Raw genomic sequence first — 25,325 nt, forward strand, 5'->3', positions numbered from 1 at the left:
CTCGTTGGCGGAAGCCGGTGGCGTCGTCACTCGCAGCCGACGCCGTCACCGTCCCGGTCCAGGTGGGGGCCGTAACCGGGGTCGCCCCGGTGCACGGGGGCCGCCCCCGCGGCGCGGGCCGCGGAGCAGTTCGCGTAGTACACGCTCCCGCCCGATCCGCCGCCGGAGGAGCCTCCCGAACTGTCGGAACCCGAAGCGTAGGACCCCGAGCCGGATGAGCCCGAACCACCAGAGCCGGACCCCGACCCGGATCCGGTCCCGGACCCCGACCCCGCCGGGCGGGCGGTCACCGTTGCCGTCGCCCGCACCGTCTCCGTGACCGTAGGCGTTGGCTCCGGCTTCGCGGACACCGTCGCCGTGGCGGTCGTGGTCACCGTCGGCGCCGGCTTCGCCTTCGCGTCGGTGCTGCTCTGCCCGTCCTGGCCGCTCGCGCCGGCGCCGATCCCGATGAAGAAGGCGAGGGCGATCGCGGGCAGAACGTATCTCTTTCGGGCCCACTTCGGGGCACGGCGGGGCTCGGGCAGGGGTTCGGGTAAGGGCTGCTGGCTGTATGGATTCGACATGGTCCCCCCACGTGTGATCGGAAGAAGTGGTGAGACTGTATCGGTTGTGAGGGAAATATGTGAATCGGATGCCAAGTCCCGACAGGGGTAACTGAAGGGGCTGGTACAGCCGTTGGCCTACGCAGCCGTTCGTGCACCTGCTGGTGTTGCGGCCGGTGCAGGTTCGACGCGGGAGCACGCACCGGGCCGGCCGGATATGACTCCGGGTCAGCGGGCCGGCCGCCCCCACGCGCCGCCCCCGTTCACCCCGTCGCGTCGAGCGCCGCGCGCACGATGCCGTCCTCGTCCAGGCCGTGGTGGCGGTAGACGTCCTCCAGGGATCCCGACTGGCCGAAGCGGGTCACGCCCAGTGCGGTGGTGGGCACGCGGTTGATCGTGGCCAGGAACGAGAGCGTGTGCGGGTGGCCGTCCAGCACCGTGACCAGGGGCGTGGCACGGTGGGCGGGGAAGGCCTGGTCGAGGATCCAGGGCTCGGCCTCCTCGTGTCCCTGGCGGGCGCGCACCGCCCGGTAGAGGAGGTCGGGGCTGGTCACGCAGACGACGTCCGCGGGGACGCCGAGCTGCTCAAGCCGGGCGGCGGCCGCCAGCGCCTCGGGCACCACCGCGCCCATCGCGGCGATGGTCGCCTTCGGCTCCCGGGTGCGGCGCAGGGTGTAGGCGCCGGCGACCGCCTGGCGGCGCCGCCGCTCGCGGGCCGCCGGGTCCGACGGCACCTCGGCGAGGCCCTGGTCGACCGGGCGGGTGGACAGCCTCAGGTAGGCGGACGTGCCGTCCGGCCTCCCGAGCCGGCCGAGCGAGGCCAGCAGCGTCCACTCGGTGTCGATCGCGAACGCGGGCTCGTAGGTCACGCAGCCCGGCTGCTCCAGGCCGATGGACGGGGTCTTGATCGACTGGTGCGCGCCGCCCTCGGGGGCCAGGGAGACTCCGGAGGGCGTGCCCACCAGGACCGACTGGCCGCCGGTGTAGATGCCGTAGGACCAGGGCTCCAGGGCACGTTCCACGAACGGGTCGTAGAGGACGCCGATCGGCAGCAGCGGCTCGCCCCACCGGCTCCAGGTGGCGCCGAGCTCGCCGAGCAGGCTCACCAGGTTGACCTCGGCGATGCCCGGCTCGATGTGCCGGCCCGTCGGCTTCTCGCGCCAGTGCAGGATGGTCTCGGCGTCGTCGGCGAACCAGTCGCGGCGTTCGCTCGACGACCACACGCCCGCCTTGTTCACCCAGCCGCCCAGGTTGGTGCTGGAGCTCACGTCGGGGCTGACGCGTCCGCGGTGGGGCTGTGGCGGACCCGTGGCGGGCAGGGCCGGTCGGCGTGTTGGGCCTCGGCGGCGCGGTGCCGGAGGGCCGCGCGGCGTTCGGTCAGGCCCGGCCGTCTCCGTCGGCGCGCGCCGCCGGCCGGGGCCCGGCGGGGGAGCCCAGCAGGGACGCCGGGAGGTATCCGGACCGGACGCCCGGCTCCCACCCGTGCACCTGGACGGCGAGGGCGGCCAGGGCGAGCGCCCCGACCGGGAGCAGGGTCCGGGGCGCGGGATCGGGGCCCACGCTCTCGCGGTGCTCCACGAGCCGGGCCACGAGAGCCTGCTCGAAGGCGTGCCGGTCGTCGTCGAGGAGGACCCGCAGGAGGCGCTGGTCCGGTGTCAGGGCGGCCTCCGCGTCCAGCCGGCGGGCGGCCTCCGCGCGCTGCTCCCCGTCCGGCTTGCGCAGGGGCGCGGTGGGCCGGTCACGGGGCAGATGCCCGCGTGACGGGGCCAGGTAGCCGCACAGTGCCTCCATCGCGGCGAGGTCCGCCGGGTCCGACACCGAGTTCTGCTTCGAGTCCGGCAGCCCGTCGCGGATCGCGGGCGCGTAGTCGTCGCGCAGCAGCAGGCCGACCCCCCGCCGCCACTCCCCGAGCACGCCGCTGACCAGGCATACCGCAAACCCGTCGCACCACGTCCGGGCCGTGGGGGCCAGCTCGACGATGTCGCCGAAGGCGATGGACCTGCTGCTGAGGCTCTCGTCGATGAGGGGGAACGGGATCTCCTGGTCGCCCTTGGGGAAGCAGCCGAGGCTCAGCGTCCCCAGCGAGCACTCCGCCGCGGTCCGCAGTGCCGTGCGCGCCGACGGCCGGAGCGCCGGGTCCTGCGCGGCCCGGGCGGCGACGTGGTCGAGGAGGTCGTCGCGTATCTCGTCGAGCTTCTCGGGGGAGGCGTCGGCGTACCGCATCCAGTGCCACCCCCGATAGGTCCGGCCTGTGATGTCTTCGAGCGCCCGGGCCAGGTACCGCTCGCCGACCTCGTGGCATGTCACTTCCGGCACGGATGGCATCCTTCCCCCGCTCCCGTCCTGGACGCGGCACGCTACCAGGGCGGGCTCGCCGGAAGCCGTGCCGCACCGGGCGATCCGGCCCGCGAGAACACGCCCCGGCCAGGCGCACACCCTCGGTGAATATCACACGACACGCAGTTACGATCTTCTCGTGGCAGACGAGAGCTATGACGTCATCGTGATCGGGACCAGCCAGGGCGGCCGGTTCCTCCCCATCGACCTGGCGAAGGCGGGCAGGAAGGTGGCGCTCGTCGAGCGCGGCCACCTGGGCGGCGTCTGCGTGAACATCGGCTGCACCCCCACCAAGACGATGGTCGCCAGCGCGCGTCTCGCCCACCTGGCGCGGCGCGGCGCCGAGTACGGCGTGCGGACCGGTGCGGTGTCGGTCGACCTCGCCGCCGTGCGGGAGCGCAAGCGGGCGATGGTCGCGGGCGCGCGGGAGAACTACGCGAGCCGCCTGACGCAGGACGGGCTCGACGTGATCGAGGGCGAGGCCCGTTTCACGGGGCCCAGAACCGTCGAGATCGCCCTGTCGGACGGCGGCACGCGGACGCTCGGCGCGTCGGTGATCGTCATCGACACGGGCACCAGGCCGAGGCCGACGGTGATCGACGGCGCGCAGGACGTGCCCGTCCTGGACTCGACGTCGATCATGGAGCTGGAGGAGCTTCCCGAGCACCTGGTCGTCCTCGGCGGCGGCTACATCGGGCTGGAGTTCGGGCAGATGTTCCGCAGGTTCGGCAGCGAGGTCACGATCGTCCAGACCCGTCCGCGCCTGATGATGATCGAGGACGAGGACGCCTCGGAGGAGGTCGCCGCCATCCTGCGCGAGGACGGGATCACGGTCCTGACCTCGGCCACCCCGCAGCGGGTCGAGGCGGCGGGCGGCGGGCGCCTGCGGCTGACCGTGCGCACCCTGGACGGCGAGCGGCAGATCGAGGGCTCCCACCTGCTGTCGGCCATCGGCCGCGTCCCCAACACGGAGGCGCTCGACCCCGCGGCGGCCGGAATCCGGCTGAGCGACAGGGGCTTCATCGAGGTCGACGAGTACCTGGAGACCTCCGTGCCCGGTGTCTTCGCCATGGGGGACGTCAAGGGCGGCCCGGCCTTCACCCACCTCTCGTACGACGACTACCGGATCCTGCGCGCCAACCTGCTCGGCGGCGAGAAGGCGAGCACGCGGGACAGGATCGTCCCGTACACCGTGTTCATGGACCCGCAGTTCGGCCGTGTCGGCATGACGGAGCGGGAGGCAAGGGAGCAGAAGCGCAGAATCCGCGTCGCGAAGCTGCCGATGAACGCCGTGATCCGGGCCCTGGAGACCGGGGAGACGCGCGGCTACATGAAGGCCGTCGTCGACGCGGACACCCGGAAGATCCTCGGCGCCACCGTGCTCTGCGCGGAGGGCGGCGAGATCATGACGATCATCCAGGTCGCCATGCTGGGCGAACTCCCGTACACCGCCATGGCGAACGCCGTCTTCACGCACCCGTTGCTGGCGGAGGGCCTCAACAGCCTCTTCGAGATGTTCGACGAGGCGCCGTAGGGGTGTGCGCGAGGTCTGTGCGCGAGGCCGGGGCAGCGGGCACCCGCCGTGCCGGCGGCGTCTGCCGGGCCGAACGGGTCACGGACCATCGCCGCGGAGCAGAGTGGCGACCCGGGCTGCGAGGGCGCCGGCGTTCACCTGCTCGAAGTGGGTGGTGTCCACGTCCAGCACAGGCCCGGGCAGCTGCAGGGGTTCGTAGCGGCCGGCCAGAAGTTCCTCGCGGAACTCGTCGACGTTCTGGTCGTCGCCGTGGCCGGGGTGACGCTCGGGGGAGGAAGCGCGTGCGGTGAACCGCCTGAGGAGGGTGGGCCCGTGCGTGCGGCACTGGATCTGGACGGTGTCCGCGCCCGTTTCGGCGAGGAGTCGCAGGAAGTCGGACGTGGAGTGCGTCCGGCGGAAGTTGGATTCGGCCAGGCAGCTCGCTCCGGCCCCCAGGGTGTCGGAGAGCAGGGAGAACAGTACGGCGACGGATGCGGCACCGAGTTCCTTGGAACGCCGGCGGTCCGACCAACCCAGCGTGTCGAAAAGGGCCTCTTTGATGGCGTCGCGGCTGTACCAGGGCAGAGCCAGGCGGGTGGCGAGCTGCCGGGCCAGGTGGGTCTTTCCGGTCCCGGGCGGCCCGGAGACGATGACCAGTGTGGGAGCGGCCACGGCATGTCCTTCCGGGCGGTACGGCAACGGCGTCGGCGGGGGTAGAAACCGGCCCGGTCGCCGACGAACTCGCTGAACGCTATCTCTTTGCGGGGCATGAGCGGGTTCACCGCGCGGGTCGGAGCGAGGTCGTGTCCCGGCCCGTACATGGCCCCGCCCGCCACGGGTACCCGGCGGCGCATGACCACAGGGACAGGGGCGGCTGACGCGCCGTCGGGCGGTGGGCGGCCTACGGGTGTGGGGGCGGGGAGGGCGCTGCTGAGGTGGGCGAACACCACCGACCACAAGGTGATCGGTGGCCTCTACATGGCGACCGCGTTCGGGTTCTTCCTGTTCGCCGGTGTGCTGGCGATGCTGATGCGTGCCGAACTCGCCAGGCCCGGCTTGCAGTTGGTGACGACTGACCAGTACGACCAGCTGTTCACGGTGCACGGCACCGTGATGATGCTGCTGTTCGCCACGCCGATGTTCGCCGGGTTCGCCAACGCGGTGATGCCGTTGCAGATCGGTGCCCCCGATGTCGCCTTCCCGCGCCTGAACGCCCTGTCGTACTGGATGTACCTGTTCGGCGGTCTGACGGTGGTCTCCGGCTTCCTCACGCCGGACGGCGCAGCGTCGTTCGGGTGGTTCGCCTACGCCCCGCTCAACGGCGCCGTGCACTCGCCCGGCGCGGGCGGCGACCTGTGGATCATGGGCCTGGTCGTCACCGGTGTGAGCACCACCCTCGGCGCGGTCAACTTCATCACCACGATCCTGTGCCTGCGGGCGCCCGGGATGACCATGTTCCGGATGCCCGTCTTCACCTGGAACGTGCTCTTCACTTCGGTCCTGGTCCTGCCGGCGTTCCCGGTGCTGACGGCGGCGCTGCTGGCGCTGGAGGCGGACCGGAAGTTCGGCGCGCACGTCTTCGACGCGGCGAACGGCGGGGCCGTGCTGTGGCAGCACCTCTTCTGGTTCTTCGGCCACCCGGAGGTGTACATCGTCGCGCTGCCGTTCTTCGGCATCGTCACCGAGATCATCCCGGTCTTCAGCAGGAGGCCGGTCTTCGGCTACGTCGGCATGGTCGGGGCGACGATCGCCATCACGATGCTGTCGGCCGTGGTGTGGGCGCACCACATGTTCGCCACCGGGGCCGTGCTGCTGCCGTTCTTCTCGCTGATGTCGTTCCTGATCGCGGTGCCGACCGGGGTGAAGTTCTTCAACTGGATCGGCACCATGTGGCACGGCTCGCTCTCCTTCGAGACGCCGATGCTGTGGGCCGTGGGGTTCATGGTGTCGTTCCTGCTGGGCGGCATGAGCGGGGTCCTGATCGCCTCCCCGCCGCTCGACCTGCACCTCACCGACTCGTACTTCATCGTCGCGCACCTGCACTACGTGCTCTTCGGCACCGTCGTCTTCGCGATGTTCGGCGGCTTCTACTTCTGGTGGCCCAAGTTCACCGGCAGGATGCTCGACGAACGGCTCGGGAAGGTCCACTTCTGGACGCTCTTCGCCGGCTTCCAGACCACGTTCCTCGTCCAGCACTGGCTCGGCGAGTCCGGCATGCCCCGCCGCTACGCCGACTACCTGCCCGCCGACGGCTTCACGGTGCTCAACACCGTCTCCTCCCTCGGCGCCGCGCTGCTCGGGCTCTCCACGCTGCCGTTCCTCTACAACGTCTGGCACACCGCCCGCCGCGGCGAGCGTGTGCGGGAGGACGACCCGTGGGGCTACGGGCGCGGCTTGGAGTGGGCGACGTCCTGCCCGCCGCCCCGGCACAACTTCACCGCCCTGCCTCCCGTCCGTTCCGATTCCCCCGCCTTCGACCTGCACCACCCGGAGTTCCCCCGGCTGGGCACCGCGGGACGACGACGTGACGGACGGCCGGGGGCCGGCGCGGAACCGGCGGGGAGGTCGACCGGGCGGTCGACGGGAGGACCGACCGGAAAGGGGTCGTGGCTGTGAAGACCGAGGCCCTTCTCTTCGCCGGTGTCGCCGCCTTCTTCGCCGTCACCGGTACCGTCTACGGCTGGCTCTCCGCCGACCCGGCCGGCACCAGTGCCCTGGCCCTGGCCTTCCTGATGGCGGCGCTGGTCGCGTTCTTCCTGACCGTGCAGTACCGGCGCCGCGGGCTGCGGCCGCAGGACCGGGCGGACGCGGAGGTCGTGGACGGCGCCGGTCCGGTGGAGTTCTTCCCGCCGCACAGCCCCTGGCCGATCACCGCGGCCGCCGGCTTCACCGTCCTGTGCCTCGGTGTGGTCTTCGGGCTCTGGCTGTTCCTGCTGGGTCTGGGCCTGCTCAGCCACGGGGTGTTCGGGATGGTGTTCCAGTACGCGAACCGGTCGGAGTCCCGGTAGCGGTGCCGCCCGTGCGGTCCTCCGCGTAGCCGCCGCTCACCGACTGCCGTATCTCGCCGGTCTCCTCGCCCTCGGCTGAGGGCCAACTCGCCCAGCAGGAACGACCAGTGCTCCGGGAACGCCTTGCGCAGCAGGCCCCCGCCCTCCGACGCGGGCAGCCGTCTGTCCAGCGCGCTCACGATCCGGTCCGTCACCCTGTGCCCGGGTGGCGGACCGGCGACCGCGGGCCTGCGGTCACCGTCCGCCCCGGGGCCCCTCGTATCCACCGCCCCACGGCCCACCCCGCCCCGGGATGAAGGACCGTCCGCGCCTGCCGCCTTCCAGGCGCGAGCCGCGGCCCGAGCCCGCCTCATAGGAGAGAACACCGCCCCCGGGTAACCCCGGCCCGCGTCCGGAAACCGAAGGTCACCGTCCACTCACATCCGTCCGCCGCGTCTTTCGGCCGGGGCGGACGGGGTACTCGCTGCGGTCTCCGTGAATGTGATCGGTGCGGCACGGGAGCGCCGCGGAGAACGTGAGGTGGTGGAAGAGAGCAATGCCACGTCCGGTGTGGAGCGGCACGCTGACCTTCGGTCTGGTGTCGCTGCCCGTCAGTCTCTACTCGGCCACCGACCGTCACACGATCCGCTTCCACCAGCTCCAGCGCGGCACGTCGGACCGGGTGCGCAACCGCCGGGTCAACGAGCGGACCGGCAAGGAGGTCGCCCTCGACGACATCGTCAAGGGCTTCGACGCGGGCGGCGAGTACGTGGTCGTCGAACCCGAGGAGCTCGACGACATCGCTCCGGGCCGTTCCCAGGCGCTGGACGTCAGCGGCTTCGTCGACCTGTCGGACATCGATCCCGTCTACTTCGACAGGACCTACTACCTGGGCCCCAGGGGCGAGGGCGAGACGAAGGCGTACGCCCTGCTCGTGAAGGCGCTGGCACGGTCCGGGAAAGTGGCCGTCGGGACGTTCGTGATGCGCAGCCGCGAGTACCTGGTGGCCGTGCAGGCGCAGGGGGACACCCTGACCCTGCACACGCTGCACTGGGCCGACGAGGTCCGCGACCCGCGGCGGACCGTGGAGGACGGGGACGGCCGTCCCCGGGTCCAGGAGCGCGAGCTGAAGACGGCCGAGCAACTGATCGAGAGCCTCAGCATGGACTGGGACCCCGGCGAGTTCCGGGACACCTACGAGGAGCGGGTCGCGCGACTCGTCGAGGCCAAGCAGAAGGGCGAGTCCGTCGAGAAGGCCGAGTCCCCGGCGGACCCGACCAACGTCGTCAACCTGATGGACGCCCTTCAGGCCAGCGTCGACGAGGCGAAGGGCGGCCGCCGCGGCGGCGGTCGCACCCCGGGCGGAAGGGCCGGCACCCGAAAGGCCGCCGGCCGGCGCAGCACGGAGCGGCGCGAGGACGCCGGGAAGCGGCCAGGCACCCGCGAGGAACTCCAGGCCCTGACCAAGGACCAGCTCTCCAAGCGCGCCTCCGACGCGGGAGTGTCCGGCCGCTCCTCGATGAACCGCGCCGAGCTCATCGAGGCCCTGAGCGGCGGCGGGGGCCGGCGGACCGCGTCCTGAGCGGGCCGCTCCCACCGGGGAGTCACCAACCGCGCCGCCCCGGGGCCCGCAAGCCGGCGCGTCAGGGCGGCTCAGCGGGGCACCCGGCATTCGAAGGACCTCTTCCCACGGGCGTCGGACCGCAGACGCCGTGGGTGTGGACACGAAGGAGGAGTGACCCATGCCGGCCGGATCTGACAAGAAGCGGGAACGGCAGTACGAGCGCATCAAGGAGGGTGCCGAGAAGCGCGGGACGAGCACGGCCCGGGCCAAGGAGATCGCCGCCCGCACCGTGAACAAGCAGCGCGCCCGCAGCGGCGAGGCCCGCCGGGCGAGCCGCACCTCCACGCGCGACATGTCGGCCTACGAGCGAGGCGGCCGGCGCTCCCACGAGGGTCCCCAGGGCCCGACCAAGGCCCAGCTCTACAACGAGGCCAAGCAGCGCAACATCAAGGGCCGCTCCAGCATGACGAAGCCCGAGTTGCAGCGCGCCCTGGGCCGCTGAACCCGTCCGGGAGCTCGGACCGCGCACCCGCGGGTGCTGCTCGCCGCTCCCGGCGGTGAGCAGCCCCGTTTCGTTTTGTGTACTGCCGCGGCCCAACTCGTTCGTTCGACGTGCCGCTACGCGTAGGGGATGAGGGCAGCGTGACAGTAGACGGAACCGTCCGTCGGCTGTCTCACCAGAAAACGGACCCCTCACTTATGCAAGAGGACGACTGCCAGCGTGTGATCGCGGCCCTCCAGCAGGAGGTCGCCCAGATGAAGGAGGCCCTCGTCTCGCACGCTGTCGTCGACCAGGCGATCGGCGTCGTGGTGACCTTCGGCGGCGTGCGGCCGCAGACCGGATGGGACGTCCTCAAGGAGGTCTCCCAGCACACCAACACCAAGCTGCGCGAGGTGGCGGAGTACCTCGTGCGGTGGCCGCACTGCCTGTGGCTTCCCCCGGACATCCGCCACACCCTGGACGCCGCGCTGGTGCGCAGGGACGCGCTCCTCGTCCTGCCGGCACAGGCGTCCTCGCAGCCGCCGTCCCGGACAGCCTCCCCGGCGGCCTTCCAGGAGCCCGAGTGCTGCGCATGAGCCGGGGGCGGCCGGGGTGTTCGTTCCGTGGACGGCGGTGGCGCCCCTTCCCCCGGCGCCGTCGAAGCCCGCGCGCGATCGGGCCCCTTCGCCTCGCCCGCTCAGCCGTGCAGCGTGCCGGACGGGCTGGTGCCGTACGCGGCCCGGTAGAGCGCGGCGAACCTGCCCGGGTGGGAGAAGCCCCAGCGCGCCGCGACGACCGCCACGGTGGTGTCCGCCGCATCGGCGGCATGCAGCGCCCGGTGGGCCTGCGCGAGGCGCACCCGGCGCAGGTAGGTGAGCGGGGTGGTGTCGAGGTGGCGGCGGAAGGCGTACTGGAGCGCGCGGATGGTGACATGCGCCGCCGCGGCGATCTCGGCGACGGTGAGGGGCTGGTCGGGGTGGTCGTCGATGTAGGCGACGGCCCGCCTCAGGGTGGCGGAGTGGGCGTCCGAGCGGTCCTGGGCGGTGGGGTCGGTACGCGCGGTGTTGGGGAAGGCCGCCAGGACGCTCGCCGCCAGCAGCTGGGTGCTGGTGGAGACGAGCAGCGGTTCGTCCACGGTCATCGGGTTGGCCAGGACGTTGTCGCGCAGGTAGCCGATGGTGTTCTTCAGGTGGCGGGCGGCGGCCGGCGAGTGCGGCCGGTGCCCCGTCAGCCGTACCGGCTCCGAGAGTGGCTCGCCGCCGGCGGCGGCCACCTCGTTCAGCAGCTGCGGGTCCAGCATCGTGATGTTGTAGCGGGCGGCGCAGATGCGTCCCGTGTACGGCTGGTCGGGCGGTGCGAGCATCACGACGTCACCGCTGCCGAAGTCGTCCCGTACGTCCCCGAAGGCGTGGTCCTGGATGGTGCCCTCGTGCACCATGCACAGGCAGATCCTCCCGAGGGGCGTCACCGAGTAGCTCATCTCGAAGTCCAGATCGAGCTCGTCGATGCTGACGGACGGCACCGCGTCGCGGCGGATCCGGGCCCGGCCCGTCCCGGGGCTGCCGCTTCCGATGTGCATCCGCGCGTAGGCGCGGCTGAGGAAGTCCTCCGTCATCCCCAGGTCGTGGCTGTCGAACACCATCGAGTTCATGGAGTCTCCACCTGGCCGAATTCCACGGTCCCCTTCCCGCGCCCTCCGCTGCCACGGCCATCGGGGCAGGGTGCGGGGCGGATACCGGCGACGCACCTTCTTCCGGGACTGCTACCCCCGCCCGCCTCGTGGATGCCTGCCCGCCGGGGCGGCTCCTGCGCTTACGGTGGAGGGGTGCGGATCGTCTCCCTTCTTCCCTCGGCAACGGAGATCCTCTTCGCGGTCGGCGCCGGTGACGACGTCGTCGGCGTCACGTTCGAGTGCGACCACCCACCCGAGGCCCGGACCCGGCGCATCGTGTCCACCAGCACGCTGCCCGAGGGCGTCCGGACCTCGCCCGCCGAGATCGACCGGCTGGTCAGCGCGCGGATGGCCGCCGGCGAGGACCTCTACCACCTGGACCGCGGCGCGCTGGCCGGGCTCGACGCCGATCTCGTCGTCACCCAGGACCTGTGCGCGGTCTGCGCGGTCGACGTCGGCACGGTCCACGACGCGCTGGAGTACCTCGCCTGCCACGCGGACGTGCTGACCGTCGACCCGCAGACGCTCCCCGAGGTGCTCACCTCCCTCGTCACGATCGGCGCCGCCGCCGGCGCCGGCTCCCGCGAGCGGGCCGGCCGGCTGGTCGCCGAGCTGTCGGCGCGGCTCGACGCCGTCCGGGCCGCGGTCGTGCGGGGTCCGCGGGTGCCTGCGGTCCCGGCGCTGGTGCTGGAGTGGACCGACCCGCCGTTCGCGCCGGGCCACTGGGTGCCGGACATGGTCGAGGCGGCCGGCGGGCGCTGCGTCCTCGGCCGGTCCGGGGAACGGTCGTTCCGCACGAGCTGGGAGGACCTCGCCGCCGGGCCCGCCGCCGAGGCGGAGGTGGTGGTGTGCGCGCCGTGCGGCTTCGGCCTCGACGAGTCGGCCCGGCTGGCCGCCGAGATCGCGGACCGGGTGCCCGCGGGGGTTCCGCTGTGGGCGGTGGACGCGAACGCCTCGTTCGCCCGGCCCGGTCCCCGCCTGGTCGACGGAGTCGAGGCGCTGGCCGGCATCCTGCATCCCGGTGCCGTGGGCGCGCCGGCTCCCTCGTTGGCGCGCCGGATTCGCTGACTCCGGGGGCCGGGGGAGCCCGGGGCCGTCACCAGCGCAGGGTGATGCCGGACTCCTCCTCCAGGAGGGCTACGGGGAGGAGTTCGCCGTCCACGGGCCCATAGCGCTCCAGGGCCCGCCGGTGAAGTCTCAGGACGGCGTCCGTGATCTCGTGCGGCGTCCCGAGGAGCGACGCCGCGTCGGCCACGGCGGCCAGCTGGTCGTGGATGCGGTGGAGCGGGTACGAGCGGAGATAGTCGCCCTCGAAGAGGGCTTCGAGGTCGTGCCGTATGAAGTCGCTGGCCGCGGCGCTCCCCGCAAGAGCGTCCCGCAGCACGGCCGGATCGATGCCGACCCGGCGGCCGAGCAGGAGCGCCTCCGCGGTCGCGGCGGCCTGGCCGAACCACAGGGCGTTGACCAGGAGCTTGGTGGTGTAGCCGGCATCGTGCCCCCCGACGTGCGCGATGCGGTCGGCGGGGGCGAGCGCCTCCAGCAGCGGGCGGCACCGCGCCACGACCTCGGGGTCTCCGCCGACGAACAGCCGGAGCCGGGCCTCCCGCGCATCGTCCGGGCCTCCCCCGAGAGGGGCTTCGAGCACCTCGACGCCGTGCGCGCGGGCGCGATCCCTGATCGGACCGGCTGCGACGGCGGTGTTGCTGGTCATGTCGATCCAGACGGCATCCGGAGCGAGCGCCTCGAACACCGCGTCGTCCAGTGCCGCCGCCACCTCGGCCGGCCCCGGTAGTACGGTGACCAACGCCTCCGCGCCGGCGGCGGCGGACGTGGCCGACACCTCCGGGGACGCCCCGGCGTCGAGCGCCACGCGCGACAGCTCCGGCCTGACGTCGAAGGCCGACACACGGTGTCCCGCCCTCACGAGGTTGGCGCACACGGGGGCACCCATGCGCCCCAGACCCAGAAGTCCGATTCTCACGTCGCCGGAGCTTAGACCCTGCCCTGTGCGTCCCGCGCGGTGAGGCGGATGCCGTGCGGCCGTATGCCGGCGGGTTCCGGCGAAGGCCGGGCGGGCGGTGAGTGGCTGAGGCCCGGTGTCCTGCTGTTGCCACTGCCGCCGCCACCGCTGTCGCTCCCGCCACCGCTGTCCACCGCTGTCGCTCCCGCTACCGCTGCCCGCGCGGAAGCGGCATCTCCAGCCCGCCGCCCCGCGCCCCCGTCTCCTGCGAGCCGGGCGCCGAGCCGGCACCCGGCCCGGGGCCCGGCTCGGGGCCCGGCGCCGGTCCCGACCCGGGCTCCGGCTCGGCCTCGCGCACCAGCCGGTTGGAGAGCGCCAGGAGCGCCATGGCGACCGCGATCCCCGGCTCACCGAGCACGGCGGCGTAGCGCCGCAGCATCGCGTTCTCCTCGGCGAGGTCGGTGGCCGGCAGGCGTGCCGCCCGCCGCTCGCGCTGCCGTTGCCGTGCCAGGCGTGCGCGCCGCAGGAGCTGTGCGATCAGCTGCTCGTCCAGCACCACCAGCGGGTCGGCGCCGTCGGCGGGTTGGCGGACGCCCGCTGCCAGCCGGGGACTCGCCGCCAGGGGACTCGATGCCGCCGGGGGACCAGCCGCCGGGGGATCCGCCGCCGGGGGACCAGCCACCGCGGGACCCGCCGCTGGGGGGCCAGCCACCGGGAGACCAGCCACCGGGGGGCCCGCCGCCAGGGCACCCGCGGCCGCCAGGGAACCCGCCGCCGGGGGACCCGAGGCCGTCACCGTTCCCTCGCCGTTCGCGTCAGCCATGGCGGTCCACCGTCCGGCGAGCGGCCGTGCGCGCCACGATGCGGTGGGCGGCGCGCAGGCCCTCGGCGGTGGCCCGCACCGCGTTCAGGCGCTCGGTGCCCCGGGCGCCGCCCGCCACCTCGTACGGCACGCCGGCGGTCCGCAGCACCCCGGGCACGGGCTCGGGCCGCTGGCCGGTCGCCAGGACCACGCTGTCCGCGGCCACCAGCAGCGGTTCGCCGTCCGCGTTCTTGACCAGAACGCCTTCGTCCGTGATCTCCTCGTACGTGACGCCGGTCAGCATCCGCACCCCGGCCGCCTTGAGCCGGCCCATGACCACCCAGCGGGTGCTCGGGCCGATGCCGTCACCGATCCGCCCGGTGCGCCGCATCAGCGTCACCTCGCGCCGGGGGCCGCCGAGCGCGCCCCCGTCCCGGCCGGCCACCGTCCCCGCCCGGCGCGGCGCCTGCCCCGCCAGTCCGTACGCCGCGAGGAACTCCTCGGGCGCCGGTTCGCACGCGGCCCCCGAGTGGCAAGTGACGAGCAGGTGCGCGAGGTCCACGGCGATCCCGCCGCCGCCCACGACCGCCACGCGCTGCCCCAGCGCGCCCGGATCGGCGAACGCCCGCGTGTAGTCGCGCACATGGGGCAGGCCGGCGCCGGGCAGTTCCGGGAGCGCCGGGCGCACACCGGTGGCCACCACCACACCGTCGCACGCCCGCAGCGCTGCCAGGTCCCCGGGACCGACCCGGTGCCCCAGGTGCAGCCGGGCACCGAGCGCGGCCAGCTCGCGCACCCGCTGCCGCACCGACTGGGCGAAGTCCGCCTTGCCCGGCACCAGCGCCGCCAGCCGGAACTGCCCGCCCGGCTCCGCCTCCGCCTCGTACACATCGACCGCGTGGCCGAGCCGGGCGAGGGTGCGCGCGGCCTCAAGGCCCGCGACGCCGGCGCCGACCACCGTGTACCCGCCGGGGTGCCCGGACCGCCGCAGCGGGAAGTCCGCCTCGTGGCCGGCCCGCGGGTTGACCAGGCAGGAGACGCGTTCCGTGCCGAAGGAGCGGTCGATGCACGCCTCGTTGCAGGCGATGCACACGTCCACCGCCTCGGCGCGCCCCGCCCGCGACTTCGCCACGATCCGGGGATCCGCGAGGAAGGGCCTCGCCATCGCCACGAAGTCGGCGCCGCCGCGCGCCAGCACCTCCTCCGCCTGCGCGATCCGGGTGAAGCGGTTGGAGGCGATCACCGGCACGTGCCCGTGGCCCGCCGCCCGCAGCGCCCGCTTGACGTCCTCCGCGACGCCCGCCCAGGCCCCGGCCGGCACTTCCGCCTGCACGGTGGGCACCCGCGACTCGTGCCATCCGACGCCGATGGCCAGCGCGTCCACGCCGGCCGCGGCGAGCGCCACGGCCAGCGCGGCCCTGTCCCCGGCGGGCGTGCCGTCCTCGACGAGGTCGGCGCCCGACATCCGGAAGAGCACCGGGAAGCCGGCCCCGGCCGCCGCGCGCACCGCGCGCGCCACCTCGATCGGGAACCGGAGGCGCCGCCGCGCGTCACCGCCCCAGCCGTCCGTGCGGCGGTTGGTGCACGGCGCCGTGAACTGGTTGATCAGGTAGCCCTCGGAGCCCATCACCTCGACCGCGTCGAAGCCGAGTTCGCGGGCGGCCTCGGCACCCCGCGCGAAGTCGCCGGCCGTCCGCGCCACCTCCGCGCCGGTCAGCTCGCGCGGCGTGGCCCGGGAGAACGGGCTGTACACCGGCGACGGCGCCAGGGGCACCCCGCCGCCCGGCCCGCCCGGCAGCGCGTACCGGCCCGCGTGGAACAGCTGGAGCGCGATCCGGCCCCCCGCGTCGTGCACCGCCCGTGCCGCGCGGCGCAGGGCGGCCCGGTGCCCGGGGTCGCCGACCACGCCGTACCCGGGGCCGCCGGCCCCGGCGGCCGAGACCGCCGTGCCGCCGGTCACGACGAGCGCGGCGCCGGCCGCGCGCTCCGCGTAGAACGCGGCGAGCGCGGCGCCGCCGTCGTCCAGCGCCTCCAGGTTGAGGTGCATGGCGCCCATCACGATGCGGTGCGGCAGGGCCAGGCCGCCGATCGCGCCGGGCCGGAAGACGTGGTCGTACACGAAGGCTCTCCAGTCGGCTGCTCGTCGGCGGGCGTCAGCCGGACCTGGTGGGGCGCGGCGGCAGGTGCAGCGCGGGGCCGGCGTCCGCGAAGAACGGGGGCGCGACCACGCTCAGGCCGCCGTCGACCACCAGCGTCTGCCCCGTGATGTAGCCGGCGCCCTCGCCCAGCAGGAAGTGGATGGTGGCGGCGACCTCGTCCACCGTGCCCGTGCGCCGGGCCGGGATCCGGTCCAGGACGCCCCGCATCGGCGGCATCCCCTCCACGCCGTAGAAGTACTCCAGCGAGTCGGAGCCGATCAGGCCGCCGTTGACGGCGTTGACGTTGATGCCGTACGGCGCGAACTCCACGGCCATGTACCGCACCCAGGACTCGATGGCGGCCTTCATCCCGCCCAGCGCCGCGTAGGTCGGGTACGCGCGCACCGACCCGTACGAGGACAGCGCGACGATCCGCCCGCCGTCGTCCATCAGCTTCACGGCCTCCTGGGCGCCCAGCACGAACGGCCGCAGGTTCATCGCGTACGACCGGTCCAGGTGGTGCGGCTTCAGGTCGGCGATGTTCTTGAAGGCGCTGGCCGCGGCGTTGGACACGAAGTGGTCCAGCCGCCCGCAGCGCCCGGCCACCTCGTCGAACAGGTCCCTGATGCCCTCGGTGGTCTCCACGTCGGCCCGCACCGCGAAGCCCCGGCCGCCGGCCTCCTCCACGCCCGCGACGGTCTTGGCGGCCAGGTCGGCGTTCCGCTTGTAGTTGACGACGACGGTGCCGCCGTCGCGGGCGAGGGTCAGCGCGAGCGCGCGGCCGATGCCCCGCGAGGCCCCGGTGATCAGCGAGACCCGCTCCCGGGGGTCACGCGGGGCCCGGTCGGCCTTCTGGCGTGCGCTCGCCTGCGTGATGCTCTCCTGCGGAACGCTCTCCTGCGTGATGCAGTCCCGAGGGGCGCTCGCCTGCGCGACGGACTCGCGCGGAACTGCCTCCCGAACGACGCTCTCCTGCGGAACGCTCTCCTGCGCGACGCTCATCGGACGCCCTCCCGCACCGTGCCGCCGTCGCGCCGCATGAGCTCGCGGAAGACGACCGCCTTCTGCACCTCGTTGGTGCCCTCCTCGAAGCGCTGCGCCCGCGCGTCGCGGTACACCCGCTCCATCGGCTGCGACTTCCAGTAGCCGAGGCCGCCGTGGACCTGGAGCGCCCTGTCGGTGACGTCGGTCAGCATCGTCACCGCGTGCATCTTCGCCATCGAGGACTGCATCGCCGCGTCGTCGGCGCCCTCCTCGAAACGGCGGGCGGCGTGCAGGACGAGCCGGCGGGCGGCCTCGATGTCGGCCTCGTTCTCGGCCAGCATGAACTGGATGGCCTGCCGCTGGGTCAGCGCCTTGCCGAACGTCACCCGGCGCGCCGCATAGGCGAGGGCGAGCTGCTGGGCGCGCGCCGCGAGCCCCACGCAGCTCATGGCGACCGAGATGCGCGACGGCGTGAGGAACCCGCCGAGGAAGACGTCCAGGCCCTCGCCCTCCGCCCCGAGCCGGTGCGCCACCGGGACCGGCGTCCGGTCGAAGGCCAGCGACGCGTGGTCGGTACCGGTGACCCCCATCGTCCGGGAGGTCTCCCGGGCGGTGACGCCCGGGGCGTCGCGGGGCACCAGCAGCGCGACGGTGCCCTCCTTGCCGGTGGTGCCGTCGACGCGGGCCGCCAGCAGGTAGTAGTCGCAGCGCACCCCGAAGGTGATCAGGTGCTTGCGGCCCGACAGGTAGTAGGTGCCACCCCGGCGCTCCACCGAGGTGGTGATGTCCGCGCCGGTGCCGTTGCCCGGCTCCGTCAGGGCGAACGCGATCCTGATCTCGCCGGTGACCGACGGGACGACGAACAGCTTGCGCTGCTCCTCGGTGGCGTGCCCGTCCATGGCCCGCCAGATCCCGTTGACCACGTGCACGATCATCCGCACCGAGCCGTGCGAGCGGGAGAACAGCTCCATCAGCTCCATCCAGCGGCCGAAGCCGAGGCCGTGGCCCCCGTAGGCCACGGGCGCCGGGATCCGCAGGAAGCCGAGGCCGCGCAGCTCGCTCCAGAGCTCCTCGGGCACCTCCCCGGTCTCCTCGATGCGCTCCGCCCAGCGCTCGCCGGGCCCCTCCACCCAGGCCGCGACCCGCTCGCGGAGCCGGTGGAACTGCCGATCGTCCGTCATCTGCTCCCTCTGCCTTCCGTCTTCCCTTGTCCGGGGGCGGGCCGCCGCACCGGCGGGCCACCGCTACCGGCCCACCACGACGGCTCCCGCCACCGGCGCTCGTCCTACCAGCGCTCGTCCTACTGGCCGTCGTCCTACCGACCCGCCGTGTCCTGCGCGCGGAAGCCGGCCGCCCACCTGCGCAGCTCGAACTTGAGCACCTTGCCGGCGGGGTTGCGCGGCAGCGCCTCGACGAGTTCCAGCCGCTCGGGCCAGTACGGCTTGGCCACCCGGTGGGCGTCCAGCAGGCGCTGCACGTCGGCCAGGACCGGCCGCGCGCCGGCCGCCGGGACCACGAACGCGCAGGCGCGCTCGCCGAGCCGTTCGTCGGGCATGGCCACCACCGCGACGTCCGCCACGTCCGGGTGGGCGAACAGCAGCTGCTCGATCTCGCCGACCGGCACCTTCTCGCCGCCCCGGTTGATCACGTCCTTGACGCGCCCGGTGATCCGCAGGCAGCCGGCGGCGTCGATGGCCGCGAGGTCGCCGGTGCGGTACCAGCCGTCCGCGGTGAACGCCTCCGCCGTCAGGTCGGGGCGGCCGAGGTAGCCGTCCGTCGTGGTGGGGGAGCGCAGCTCGAAGTTGCCCTCCAGGCCGGCCGGCAGCACCTGCCCGGCGTCGTCGGTGATCCGCAGATCGACGCCGTCCAGGGCCCGTCCGTCGGAGCCCCAGCGCTGTTCGGGCTCGTCCCCGGGGGCGGCCAGCGTGGCGAGGCAGGTCTCCGTCGTGCCGAAGGCCCCGCACACCGCGGCGCCCAGCACGCTGCTCGCGTGCTCGGCGAGGCTGCGCGGCACGGTGGCGCCGGTGGCCACGAAGATCCGCAGGGCGTCCGGCGCGTGACCGGTCTCCTCGACCACCTTCACCAGGTCCGCCAGGAAGGGGGCGGCGGCCTGCACGAACGTCACGCCATGGTCGTCCAGCGCGCGCAGCGCCCGCTTGGCGTCGTAGTCGGCCTGCACGACCTGCGGCACGCCCAGCACCGCCGCCAGCACCATGCCGTACAGGAAGCCGGTCTGGTGCGCGAGCGGGGAGGGCACCCAGACCACGTCGTCCGCGCCGAGGCCGAGGTGGGCGATCCCCATCGCCGCCGCCCGGACCAGGTTGGCCGTCGGGTGGGTGACGCCCTTGGGCTCCCCTGTGGTGCCGGAGGTGAAGAGCAGCTGGGCGGTCGTCTCCGGCGTCGGCGTGAACGCGTCGAGCGCCGCGCGGTCGATGGTGACACGTGCCAGCTCCGCGCCGAGGTCGGCCACGGCCGGGCTACCTACGAGGCGGTCCACCGCGGAGTCGCCCCCGAGTCCGTCCGCCGCCGGGCCGCCCCCGAGTCCGTCCACCGCGGGGTCGCCCTCAAGGCCGTCCGCCGCCGGGGCCCCGCCGCGGGAGGCCGGGAGCCGGGCGGCGTCGCCGTCGGCGCCGAGCACCAGCAGGTGCGCGAGGCCGCCGCGGTCCTGGGCCGCCAGCGCGAGGACCTCCTCGGCGGGCCGCCGGGTGCGGTAGGCGTCCGCGACGACCAGCACCCGCGCGCCCGAGCGCCGCAGCACGAAGCCGAGCTCGCGTTCCCGGAAGAACGGCATCACCGGGCAGCACACCGCCCCGATGCGCCAGCAGGCCATCGAGAGCACCACGAACTCCACCCGGTTCGGAAGCTGGTAGGCCACGCTCTCACCCGGCCGCACGCCGAGCCCGAGGAGCAGGGCCGCCGCGCGGTCGACGCGTTCCGCCAGCTGGGCCCAGGTCACCACCTCGTCGTGGTCGGAGCGGACGTCGACCACGGCGGTGCCGTCCGGCCGCGCCTGAGCCCGGCGCCGCAGCCACTCGGGCAGCGTGACCGAGGCGGCCCGCTCCGGCGCGAGCGCCTCCCCTTCCTGCGCGAGCGCCTCCCGTTCCGGACGCCGTCCGGCCGGTACCGCCACCCGGGAGAGGGGACCGCGGCCGGCCTGAACCGACATCGGCAGGCCGAGGGTGTTCATCGTCTCCAGGAACGTCGGGTAGGAGATCCGGTAGGCGCCCGGATACGTCAGCGTGGAGTGGCCGCGGGCCCGCGAGGCCGCCACCGCCAGGGCCATCAGGACGCGGTGGTCGTTGTAGGAGGACAGCCGCGCGCCGGTCAGCGTCTCGACGCCGCGCACCCGAAGCTGCTCGCCCGTCATCTCCAGGCTGCCGCCCATGGCGCGGAGCTGGAGCATCGCCCCGGCCCGGTCGGACTCCTTCAGCCGGGTGTGGGCGATGTTGCGGAACACCGACTCGCCCTCGGCGAAGGCACCGAGCGCCGAGAGCACCGGGAGCATGTCCGGTACGTCGCGGCAGTCGACGTCCACGGCCCGCAGCGCCGGCGCGTCCTGCACGATCCGCAGCCCGCCCGCGTCCGGATCCGGCTCCATGGGAACGCCCATGTCGCGGGCGATGTCGAGGAAGTGGAACTCCGGGTGGTCCGCCGGCCCGCCCGCCAGGCTCGTGATGCCCCTGAGCAGCACGTCGCAGGGGTGCAGGGCGGCCGCCGCGACGGCGAAGGCCGCGGAGCCGATGTCCGGCGGCAGCGTCAGCTCGGCGGGCCGGGCCTGCTGGCCCCCCTCGACGTCGAAGCGCCGCCAGTCCGGGGAGACCGCCACCTCAAGCCCGAACCGCCGCATCATCGCGACCGTCAGCTCCAGGTAGGTGCGCTCGTTGAGCTCGCCCTCCACCTCGACGGTGGTCGGGCCTGCGGCGAACGGCGCGAGCAGCAGCAGCCCCGAGATCCACTGCGACAGCGTGCCGGGGATGGCCACCTTCCCGCCGGTGGGCCGGTGGGCCGCCACCCGGACCGGCGGGCAGTCGTCGGCGGACTCCAGCCGGACCCCCATCTGTTCCAAGGCGCGCAGCAGCGGGCCGACCGGTCGGCGCTTGAAGTACTTCTGCCCGCTCACCACGACGGGCCGCTCGGACAGGGCGGCAAGCCCGATCATGAAGTAGAGGGTGGTGCCCGAGCTGCCCGCCGACACCGAGCCCCGGCGCGGCCGGTAGCGGCCGCCGAGCCCGTCCACCACGAAGGTGTGGCCCTCGCGGGCGATCCCCACCCCGAGGCCCCGCAGCACCTGCACGGTGTACTCGACATGCCGGGCGTCGGACAGCCCGTGCACGCGGCTGACACCGCCGGCGAGCGAGGCCAGGATCAGGGCGCGGTGCGCGTGGTACTTGGAGTTGGGGACGAGGACCTCACCGCTGAGCCGGTGCCGGGTCCCTGGAACGAGAAGGTGCATGATCGCTCATCGCTTCCTGGAGGCGGACGGGGGGGCCGCGGCGCGATCCTGATCCGGGGATCCCGTGCCGTACCGCGGCGTGGCTGCTCAGTGGCCTCGGTCTTCCGAGCCACTCGGCCGTGCCCGACGGGCCGGCCCTACCTGAGGCCCGCGGCCCCCCCACCGGCGTCAGGTCGTCGAGGTCGTCCAGCGGACGGACGGTCAGTGAAGGAACACCGCGGCACCCCGGCCCACGCGGCGGAGCGCCCCGGGAGGACGGCGTGGCCGGCCTCCCGGACAGTGGTGGAGAGCGGGCCCTCAGCGCCGGCGGCGAGCGCCGGGCGCCCCGGGGCGGCGCGAGGATGTCGTGCTCACCCGGCCGGACACGGCGTCCGGGCCGATGCCCCGGACCCCGGGAGCGTCAGATCCCCGAACGCGTGCCCAGGACGTGCGGGCGCGACGGCGGCTCCAGGCTGATCCACGGCAGGCGCGCGCCCGCTCGGCGGATCACCGTGCCGTCGCATATGGCCACGCCGTCGGTGATCCGCTCGCGCTGCGTGTCCTCAGTGCCCTCAGTGCCCTCAACCACGACCCGACTCCTCGACCGTCCCCACATGCCTGGCCGCGCCCGGGCGTGCGGAAAGCGAGCAGGGCGCTGCTACGGACTCCGGGCGGCCTTCCCGGGACACGGCAGTGATTTCTCTGCCGACCCTACTCGACGCGGAGCGGAAATCTGATGATCGTCGGCGGGGGAATTCCCTGGCCGGAATGCGGCCGGGGGAGACCGGCCGCGGACTGCTCGGCGGCGAACCGGTCCATGCGGGCGGCGACCGTTCCGTGCGGCTGGCGAACGGTCCATGCAGGTGGCGAACGGTCGATGCGGTGGCGACAGCGGAAAGCCCGAAGTCCGAAGGTGCTCCGGAGACCGTCCCCTGATGGGCCGTACGCGCGGCTGCGGAGGTTCGCGGAATGGCCGTCACCGAATTGCGGGAATACGGATCCGGTCGCGCCCCCGCCCTTACCCGAATCACACGAGAACGACGAGCCGGACCCCGGGAAGCCCGGATGGGGAAGCCATTCCAGCCGGCCGGCCGGCCGGCGAGGCGGGGGAACAGCCGCGGAACCCGTTGTCCGACGTGACGAATCGCCCTGCCAGACAATCTCCGGGCCGCACATACTCGTTGTCCACCGCCCGAGGGGGAGAACGGGTGCCGCGCGAGACGGGGCGCGTGGCACCCTCCCCCGTTCGACGAGGAGCGCCATGATCAACGCGCGCCATCTCTGTGTCTTCCTCTTCATCACCGCGCTCGTCCTGGCGGCGGTCCACCTCCAGGCGATGGGCTCGTCCACCGTCGACCTCGTCTCCCGCCGGGGTCCCTGACCGGCTCCCGGTGCCGCCCGCTGGATCATGCGCTGGAAAACGGCGCTGAACGCTTTCGATATCACCTTCGACGGCCGCCTGTCAGCGGCCCGCCAGTAACCAACCAACCCCAGTCACACCGCTCGTTTGACAGACCCGTTCCAGGTCCGCCTTCTGATCACGCGAGGACACGCGGGCGTACAGGCCCAGACCACCGACCGCCTCCGGTGCGGTGTTCGCCTCGACGTTCACCAGAATCGTGCGCGGCCCGACCCGCTGAGCCGGCACCGGCAACGTCCCCTCACGGAACCAGCGATACGCGGTATGTGGGTGCACACCCTGCGACTTCGCCTATTCCTTGAGGTTCATGCAGTGGTCGCAACAGCCACTCAAGGGCTCTCATACACACTAGACGAGTAAGTCCTAAGTTCTGGGGTGCCGATCGGGCATGAAGAGAGGGTGTTCAAGATCATGTTGTGACGCAAGACCTGAACACCCTCTTGACTGCACTGTACGTGAAGATCGACGACGAGCTGGGAGGGTCCCGATGGAGGGGCAGACCGCCCGTGCTGACCGACTCCGAACTGGTCTGTGTCGCGGTCGCCCAGGCGATGCTTGGCTTCACCTCCGAGGCTCACTGGCTGCGCTATGCCCGCAAGCACCTGCGGGATCTGTTTCCGTACCTGCCGCAGCAGTCGGGCTACAACAAGCGGCTGCGGGCCGCGCTCGGGCTGGTCAAACGGGTCATCCGGATGCTCGCCACATCGAGCGACTTCTGGCTCGACGACTGCTGGATCGTGGACTCCACCCCGGTGCCCTGCGGTATGTCCCGGCCCACGGTGAAGCGCTCGGACCTGGCCGGATGGGCGGGCTACGGCTACTGCGCCAGCCACTCGCGCTTCTACTGGGGGCTGAAGCTGTACCTGGTGTGCACACCGGCGGGCATGCCGATCCTGTGGGCGCTGGCCGACCCGAAGATCGGCGAGCGAGAGGTGCTGGCCGCGATGCTCGAAGTCGACGCCGGCGTGGCTGCCGAGCACGACGGCATCCTCCTGATCTGCGACAAGGGCTTCGCGGGCCGGGACTTCGAAACACTGCTGGGCGAGTACGGCATCACGATGCTGCGGCCGTCCCGCAAGGATGAGAAGCGCCGCTATGGCGAGCCGATGCTCAAGAAGGTCCGGCAGCTGATCGAGTCGGTCAACGACACCCTCAAGGGCCAGCTCGACCTGGAAGACCACGGCGGCCGCTCCTTCCAAGGGGTCGCTGTCCGCGTCGCTCAACGTGTCCTCGCGATGGCCGCCGCCATCTGGCACAACAACGCAACCAACGCACCGATCACCCGGTCACTGATCGCCTACGACCACTGACCGGAGATCGCACTTACTCGTCTAGAAGTGACTCAATCCCAAGCAGTCCAGAACCCCGTCTACGGGCACGGAATGGCGGTCGCGGCGGTGCAGGCCCAGGCGGTCGCCGGGCGGATCGCGGGGCGCGGGCCGGCCGAGATCGCGGCCCGCGCACGGGAGTTGCAGAAGGCGGTCGCGGCGTGCTCGGGGGGTGCCTGGACGATCGCCACCGGAGAGGACCGCCGGTATCCGGGCACGGACGGGCCGGAGCCGGGCCGGATCGGCCGGATGCAGCAGGCCCACATGGCCCGCGTGCTGGCCGCGGCCAACACCGACCCGGTGGTGTCCGAGGCGTTCTTCGCGGTGCTGTCGCTCAACCGCCGTCCCGAGAGCCTGTTGACGCCCCGGGTCGCCTTGCGCGCGGGGCGGCGCCGGACGTGACGCATATGGTCCTGTCCGCCGCCGGAGCGGTCGGCCACGATGGGCTGACGTCGCCGGATCCCGGTGGCGGGTCGTGCCGGGCTTCATCGGCTTGGTGGCGTGGCAGACGAAGGGGGCTCCGCAGCGGCCGTCCGGTCACCGCGAGCGTGACGGACGTGACGGACGTGTTGGGCCCTGCCTGTGTGACCGGAGGGAACGTGGTCTCGTGTTAGAGACGGGTGTCGTGGCGGCCGTGGTGGCGTGGCTGTGCCGCCGGGCCGTCCTGTCGGCCGGCCGGACGCTGGCCGCCTCGCTGTCCGTGCCCGAGGACGCCGAAGGGGTCGTGGACGCCGCCGCCGACGCGGTGGCACGGAGCCTGGCCGGGGACACCGCCTACGAGCAGTTGCAGCGGGAGGCGGGCGACCCGGAGCGCGAGGAGCCGTCGGAGCTGACACGACGGAGGGTCGCGCTGGCCGTGGAGGACGCCGTCGGTGCCGATCCCGAACTCGCCGCCGTCATCGACGCCGCGTACACCCGATGGCGCGCGGCCCGGGGCGCCGGCTCGGTCACCGCCACCGAGGGCGGGGTGGCCGCCGGGGGAGACGTCTCGGTCACCGCGAGCGGCGCCGGCGCGATCGCGGTGGGCGGCAGCGCCAGCGGTCCCGTCACCAGCAACGCCCCCGCTGCGCCCGCGGAGCCCGGGGGCGGTGCCACCGGCACCCCTCCCGCACCGGGCCCGCAGCCGAGCTGAGCGGTCACCCGGGCGGCACGTCCAGCTCGCCCC

Annotated in this window: 22 protein-coding genes and 1 pseudogene; 10 read left to right on the forward strand and 13 right to left on the reverse strand. The window is 73.3% G+C overall.

Annotated elements, in window-relative coordinates; genetic code table 11:
- Positions 1–26 precede the first annotated feature (26 nt).
- From Sm713_RS12840 to Sm713_RS12850, 3 genes are all read right to left on the reverse strand, one after another.
- On the reverse strand, positions 27–563 hold the full coding sequence (locus tag Sm713_RS12840) for an excalibur calcium-binding domain-containing protein (RefSeq protein ID WP_212909765.1): 537 nt from the start codon (positions 561–563) through the stop codon (positions 27–29).
- Positions 564–805: 242 nt separating this feature from the next.
- On the reverse strand, positions 806–1,810 hold the full coding sequence (locus Sm713_RS12845) for a hypothetical protein (protein ID WP_249416261.1): 1,005 nt from the start codon (positions 1,808–1,810) through the stop codon (positions 806–808).
- A gap of 109 nt (positions 1,811–1,919) precedes the next feature.
- Positions 1,920–2,858 carry an immunity 49 family protein gene (locus tag Sm713_RS12850; protein WP_212909766.1) on the reverse strand — a complete coding sequence of 313 codons (939 nt, stop codon included), beginning with the start codon at positions 2,856–2,858 and terminating at the stop codon, positions 1,920–1,922.
- A 160-nt stretch (positions 2,859–3,018) separates the two neighbouring features.
- Here Sm713_RS12850 and Sm713_RS12855 point away from each other — a divergent pair, with 160 nt between their 5' ends.
- Positions 3,019–4,413, forward strand: coding sequence for a mercuric reductase (locus tag Sm713_RS12855; protein WP_212909767.1), 1,395 nt, complete (start codon positions 3,019–3,021; stop codon positions 4,411–4,413).
- A 78-nt stretch (positions 4,414–4,491) separates the two neighbouring features.
- On the opposite strand, the gene Sm713_RS12860 is transcribed toward Sm713_RS12855, so the two are convergent.
- Positions 4,492–5,064: an AAA family ATPase gene (locus tag Sm713_RS12860; protein ID WP_212909768.1), complete on the reverse strand. Its 573-nt coding sequence runs from the start codon at positions 5,062–5,064 to the stop codon at positions 4,492–4,494.
- A gap of 180 nt (positions 5,065–5,244) precedes the next feature.
- Between Sm713_RS12860 and ctaD the strand changes: the two genes are divergently transcribed.
- The 5 genes from ctaD to Sm713_RS12885 all read left to right on the forward strand — a co-directional run bounded on the left by ctaD (position 5,245) and on the right by Sm713_RS12885 (position 10,020).
- Positions 5,245–7,008: a cytochrome c oxidase subunit I gene (ctaD, locus tag Sm713_RS12865; RefSeq protein ID WP_212909769.1), complete on the forward strand. Its 1,764-nt coding sequence runs from the start codon at positions 5,245–5,247 to the stop codon at positions 7,006–7,008.
- Positions 7,005–7,400 (forward strand): cytochrome c oxidase subunit 4, encoded by a 396-nt coding sequence (locus tag Sm713_RS12870; protein ID WP_212911969.1) that lies wholly within the window; start codon positions 7,005–7,007, stop codon positions 7,398–7,400. Before ctaD ends, Sm713_RS12870 begins: the two co-directional genes overlap by 4 nt.
- 535 nt (positions 7,401–7,935) lie before the next feature.
- The gene (locus tag Sm713_RS12875; protein WP_212909770.1) at positions 7,936–8,961 is read left to right on the forward strand and encodes a Ku protein; all 1,026 of its coding nucleotides are present in this window, start codon (positions 7,936–7,938) and stop codon (positions 8,959–8,961) included.
- A 160-nt stretch (positions 8,962–9,121) separates the two neighbouring features.
- Entirely contained in the window at positions 9,122–9,445 is a 324-nt protein-coding gene (locus Sm713_RS12880) for a plasmid stabilization protein (RefSeq protein ID WP_212909771.1), read from the forward strand.
- 197 nt (positions 9,446–9,642) lie between these two features.
- Positions 9,643–10,020: an ANTAR domain-containing protein gene (locus tag Sm713_RS12885; protein WP_212909772.1), complete on the forward strand. Its 378-nt coding sequence runs from the start codon at positions 9,643–9,645 to the stop codon at positions 10,018–10,020.
- 101 nt (positions 10,021–10,121) lie between these two features.
- On the opposite strand, the gene Sm713_RS12890 is transcribed toward Sm713_RS12885, so the two are convergent.
- Positions 10,122–11,075 (reverse strand): AraC family transcriptional regulator, encoded by a 954-nt coding sequence (locus tag Sm713_RS12890; RefSeq protein ID WP_212909773.1) that lies wholly within the window; start codon positions 11,073–11,075, stop codon positions 10,122–10,124.
- Positions 11,076–11,249: 174 nt separating this feature from the next.
- On the opposite strand from Sm713_RS12890, the gene Sm713_RS12895 reads away from it, so the two are divergent.
- The gene (locus Sm713_RS12895; protein ID WP_212909774.1) at positions 11,250–12,164 is read left to right on the forward strand and encodes an ABC transporter substrate-binding protein; all 915 of its coding nucleotides are present in this window, start codon (positions 11,250–11,252) and stop codon (positions 12,162–12,164) included.
- Positions 12,165–12,192: 28 nt separating this feature from the next.
- Here Sm713_RS12895 and Sm713_RS12900 read toward each other — a convergent pair whose 3' ends face one another.
- From Sm713_RS12900 to Sm713_RS40340, 8 genes and pseudogenes are all read right to left on the reverse strand, one after another.
- Entirely contained in the window at positions 12,193–13,077 is an 885-nt protein-coding gene (locus Sm713_RS12900; protein ID WP_249416262.1) for an NAD(P)-dependent oxidoreductase, read from the reverse strand.
- Positions 13,078–13,264: 187 nt separating this feature from the next.
- Positions 13,265–13,738 carry a hypothetical protein gene (locus Sm713_RS12905; RefSeq protein ID WP_212909775.1) on the reverse strand — a complete coding sequence of 158 codons (474 nt, stop codon included), beginning with the start codon at positions 13,736–13,738 and terminating at the stop codon, positions 13,265–13,267.
- Between the two features lie 133 nt (positions 13,739–13,871).
- Positions 13,872–15,977 (reverse strand): FAD-dependent oxidoreductase, encoded by a 2,106-nt coding sequence (locus Sm713_RS12910; RefSeq protein ID WP_212909776.1) that lies wholly within the window; start codon positions 15,975–15,977, stop codon positions 13,872–13,874.
- A gap of 34 nt (positions 15,978–16,011) precedes the next feature.
- Positions 16,012–16,998, reverse strand: a complete 987-nt coding sequence (locus tag Sm713_RS12915; RefSeq protein ID WP_249416263.1) for an SDR family oxidoreductase — start codon at positions 16,996–16,998, stop codon at positions 16,012–16,014.
- Positions 16,995–18,161: an acyl-CoA dehydrogenase family protein gene (locus tag Sm713_RS12920; protein WP_212909777.1), complete on the reverse strand. Its 1,167-nt coding sequence runs from the start codon at positions 18,159–18,161 to the stop codon at positions 16,995–16,997. Before Sm713_RS12920 ends, Sm713_RS12915 begins: the two co-directional genes overlap by 4 nt.
- Positions 18,162–18,295: 134 nt before the next feature.
- On the reverse strand, positions 18,296–21,433 hold the full coding sequence (gene aroA / locus Sm713_RS12925) for a 3-phosphoshikimate 1-carboxyvinyltransferase (protein WP_212909778.1): 3,138 nt from the start codon (positions 21,431–21,433) through the stop codon (positions 18,296–18,298).
- A gap of 400 nt (positions 21,434–21,833) precedes the next feature.
- Positions 21,834–22,001, reverse strand: coding sequence for a hypothetical protein (locus Sm713_RS12930; protein ID WP_212909779.1), 168 nt, complete (start codon positions 21,999–22,001; stop codon positions 21,834–21,836).
- A gap of 927 nt (positions 22,002–22,928) precedes the next feature.
- Positions 22,929–23,108, reverse strand: a pseudogene (locus Sm713_RS40340) (IS607 family transposase); the annotation flags it as partial.
- A gap of 140 nt (positions 23,109–23,248) precedes the next feature.
- On the opposite strand from Sm713_RS40340, the gene Sm713_RS12935 reads away from it, so the two are divergent.
- The 3 genes from Sm713_RS12935 to Sm713_RS12945 all read left to right on the forward strand — a co-directional run bounded on the left by Sm713_RS12935 (position 23,249) and on the right by Sm713_RS12945 (position 25,292).
- On the forward strand, positions 23,249–24,142 hold the full coding sequence (locus Sm713_RS12935; protein WP_212909780.1) for an IS982 family transposase: 894 nt from the start codon (positions 23,249–23,251) through the stop codon (positions 24,140–24,142).
- Positions 24,143–24,169: 27 nt separating this feature from the next.
- The gene (locus Sm713_RS12940; RefSeq protein WP_249416264.1) at positions 24,170–24,562 is read left to right on the forward strand and encodes a hypothetical protein; all 393 of its coding nucleotides are present in this window, start codon (positions 24,170–24,172) and stop codon (positions 24,560–24,562) included.
- 205 nt (positions 24,563–24,767) lie between these two features.
- On the forward strand, positions 24,768–25,292 hold the full coding sequence (locus Sm713_RS12945; protein WP_212909781.1) for a hypothetical protein: 525 nt from the start codon (positions 24,768–24,770) through the stop codon (positions 25,290–25,292).
- Positions 25,293–25,325 lie beyond the last annotated feature (33 nt).

The organism is Streptomyces sp. TS71-3, assembly GCF_018327685.1.
GTDB lineage: Bacteria > Actinomycetota > Actinomycetes > Streptomycetales > Streptomycetaceae > Streptomyces.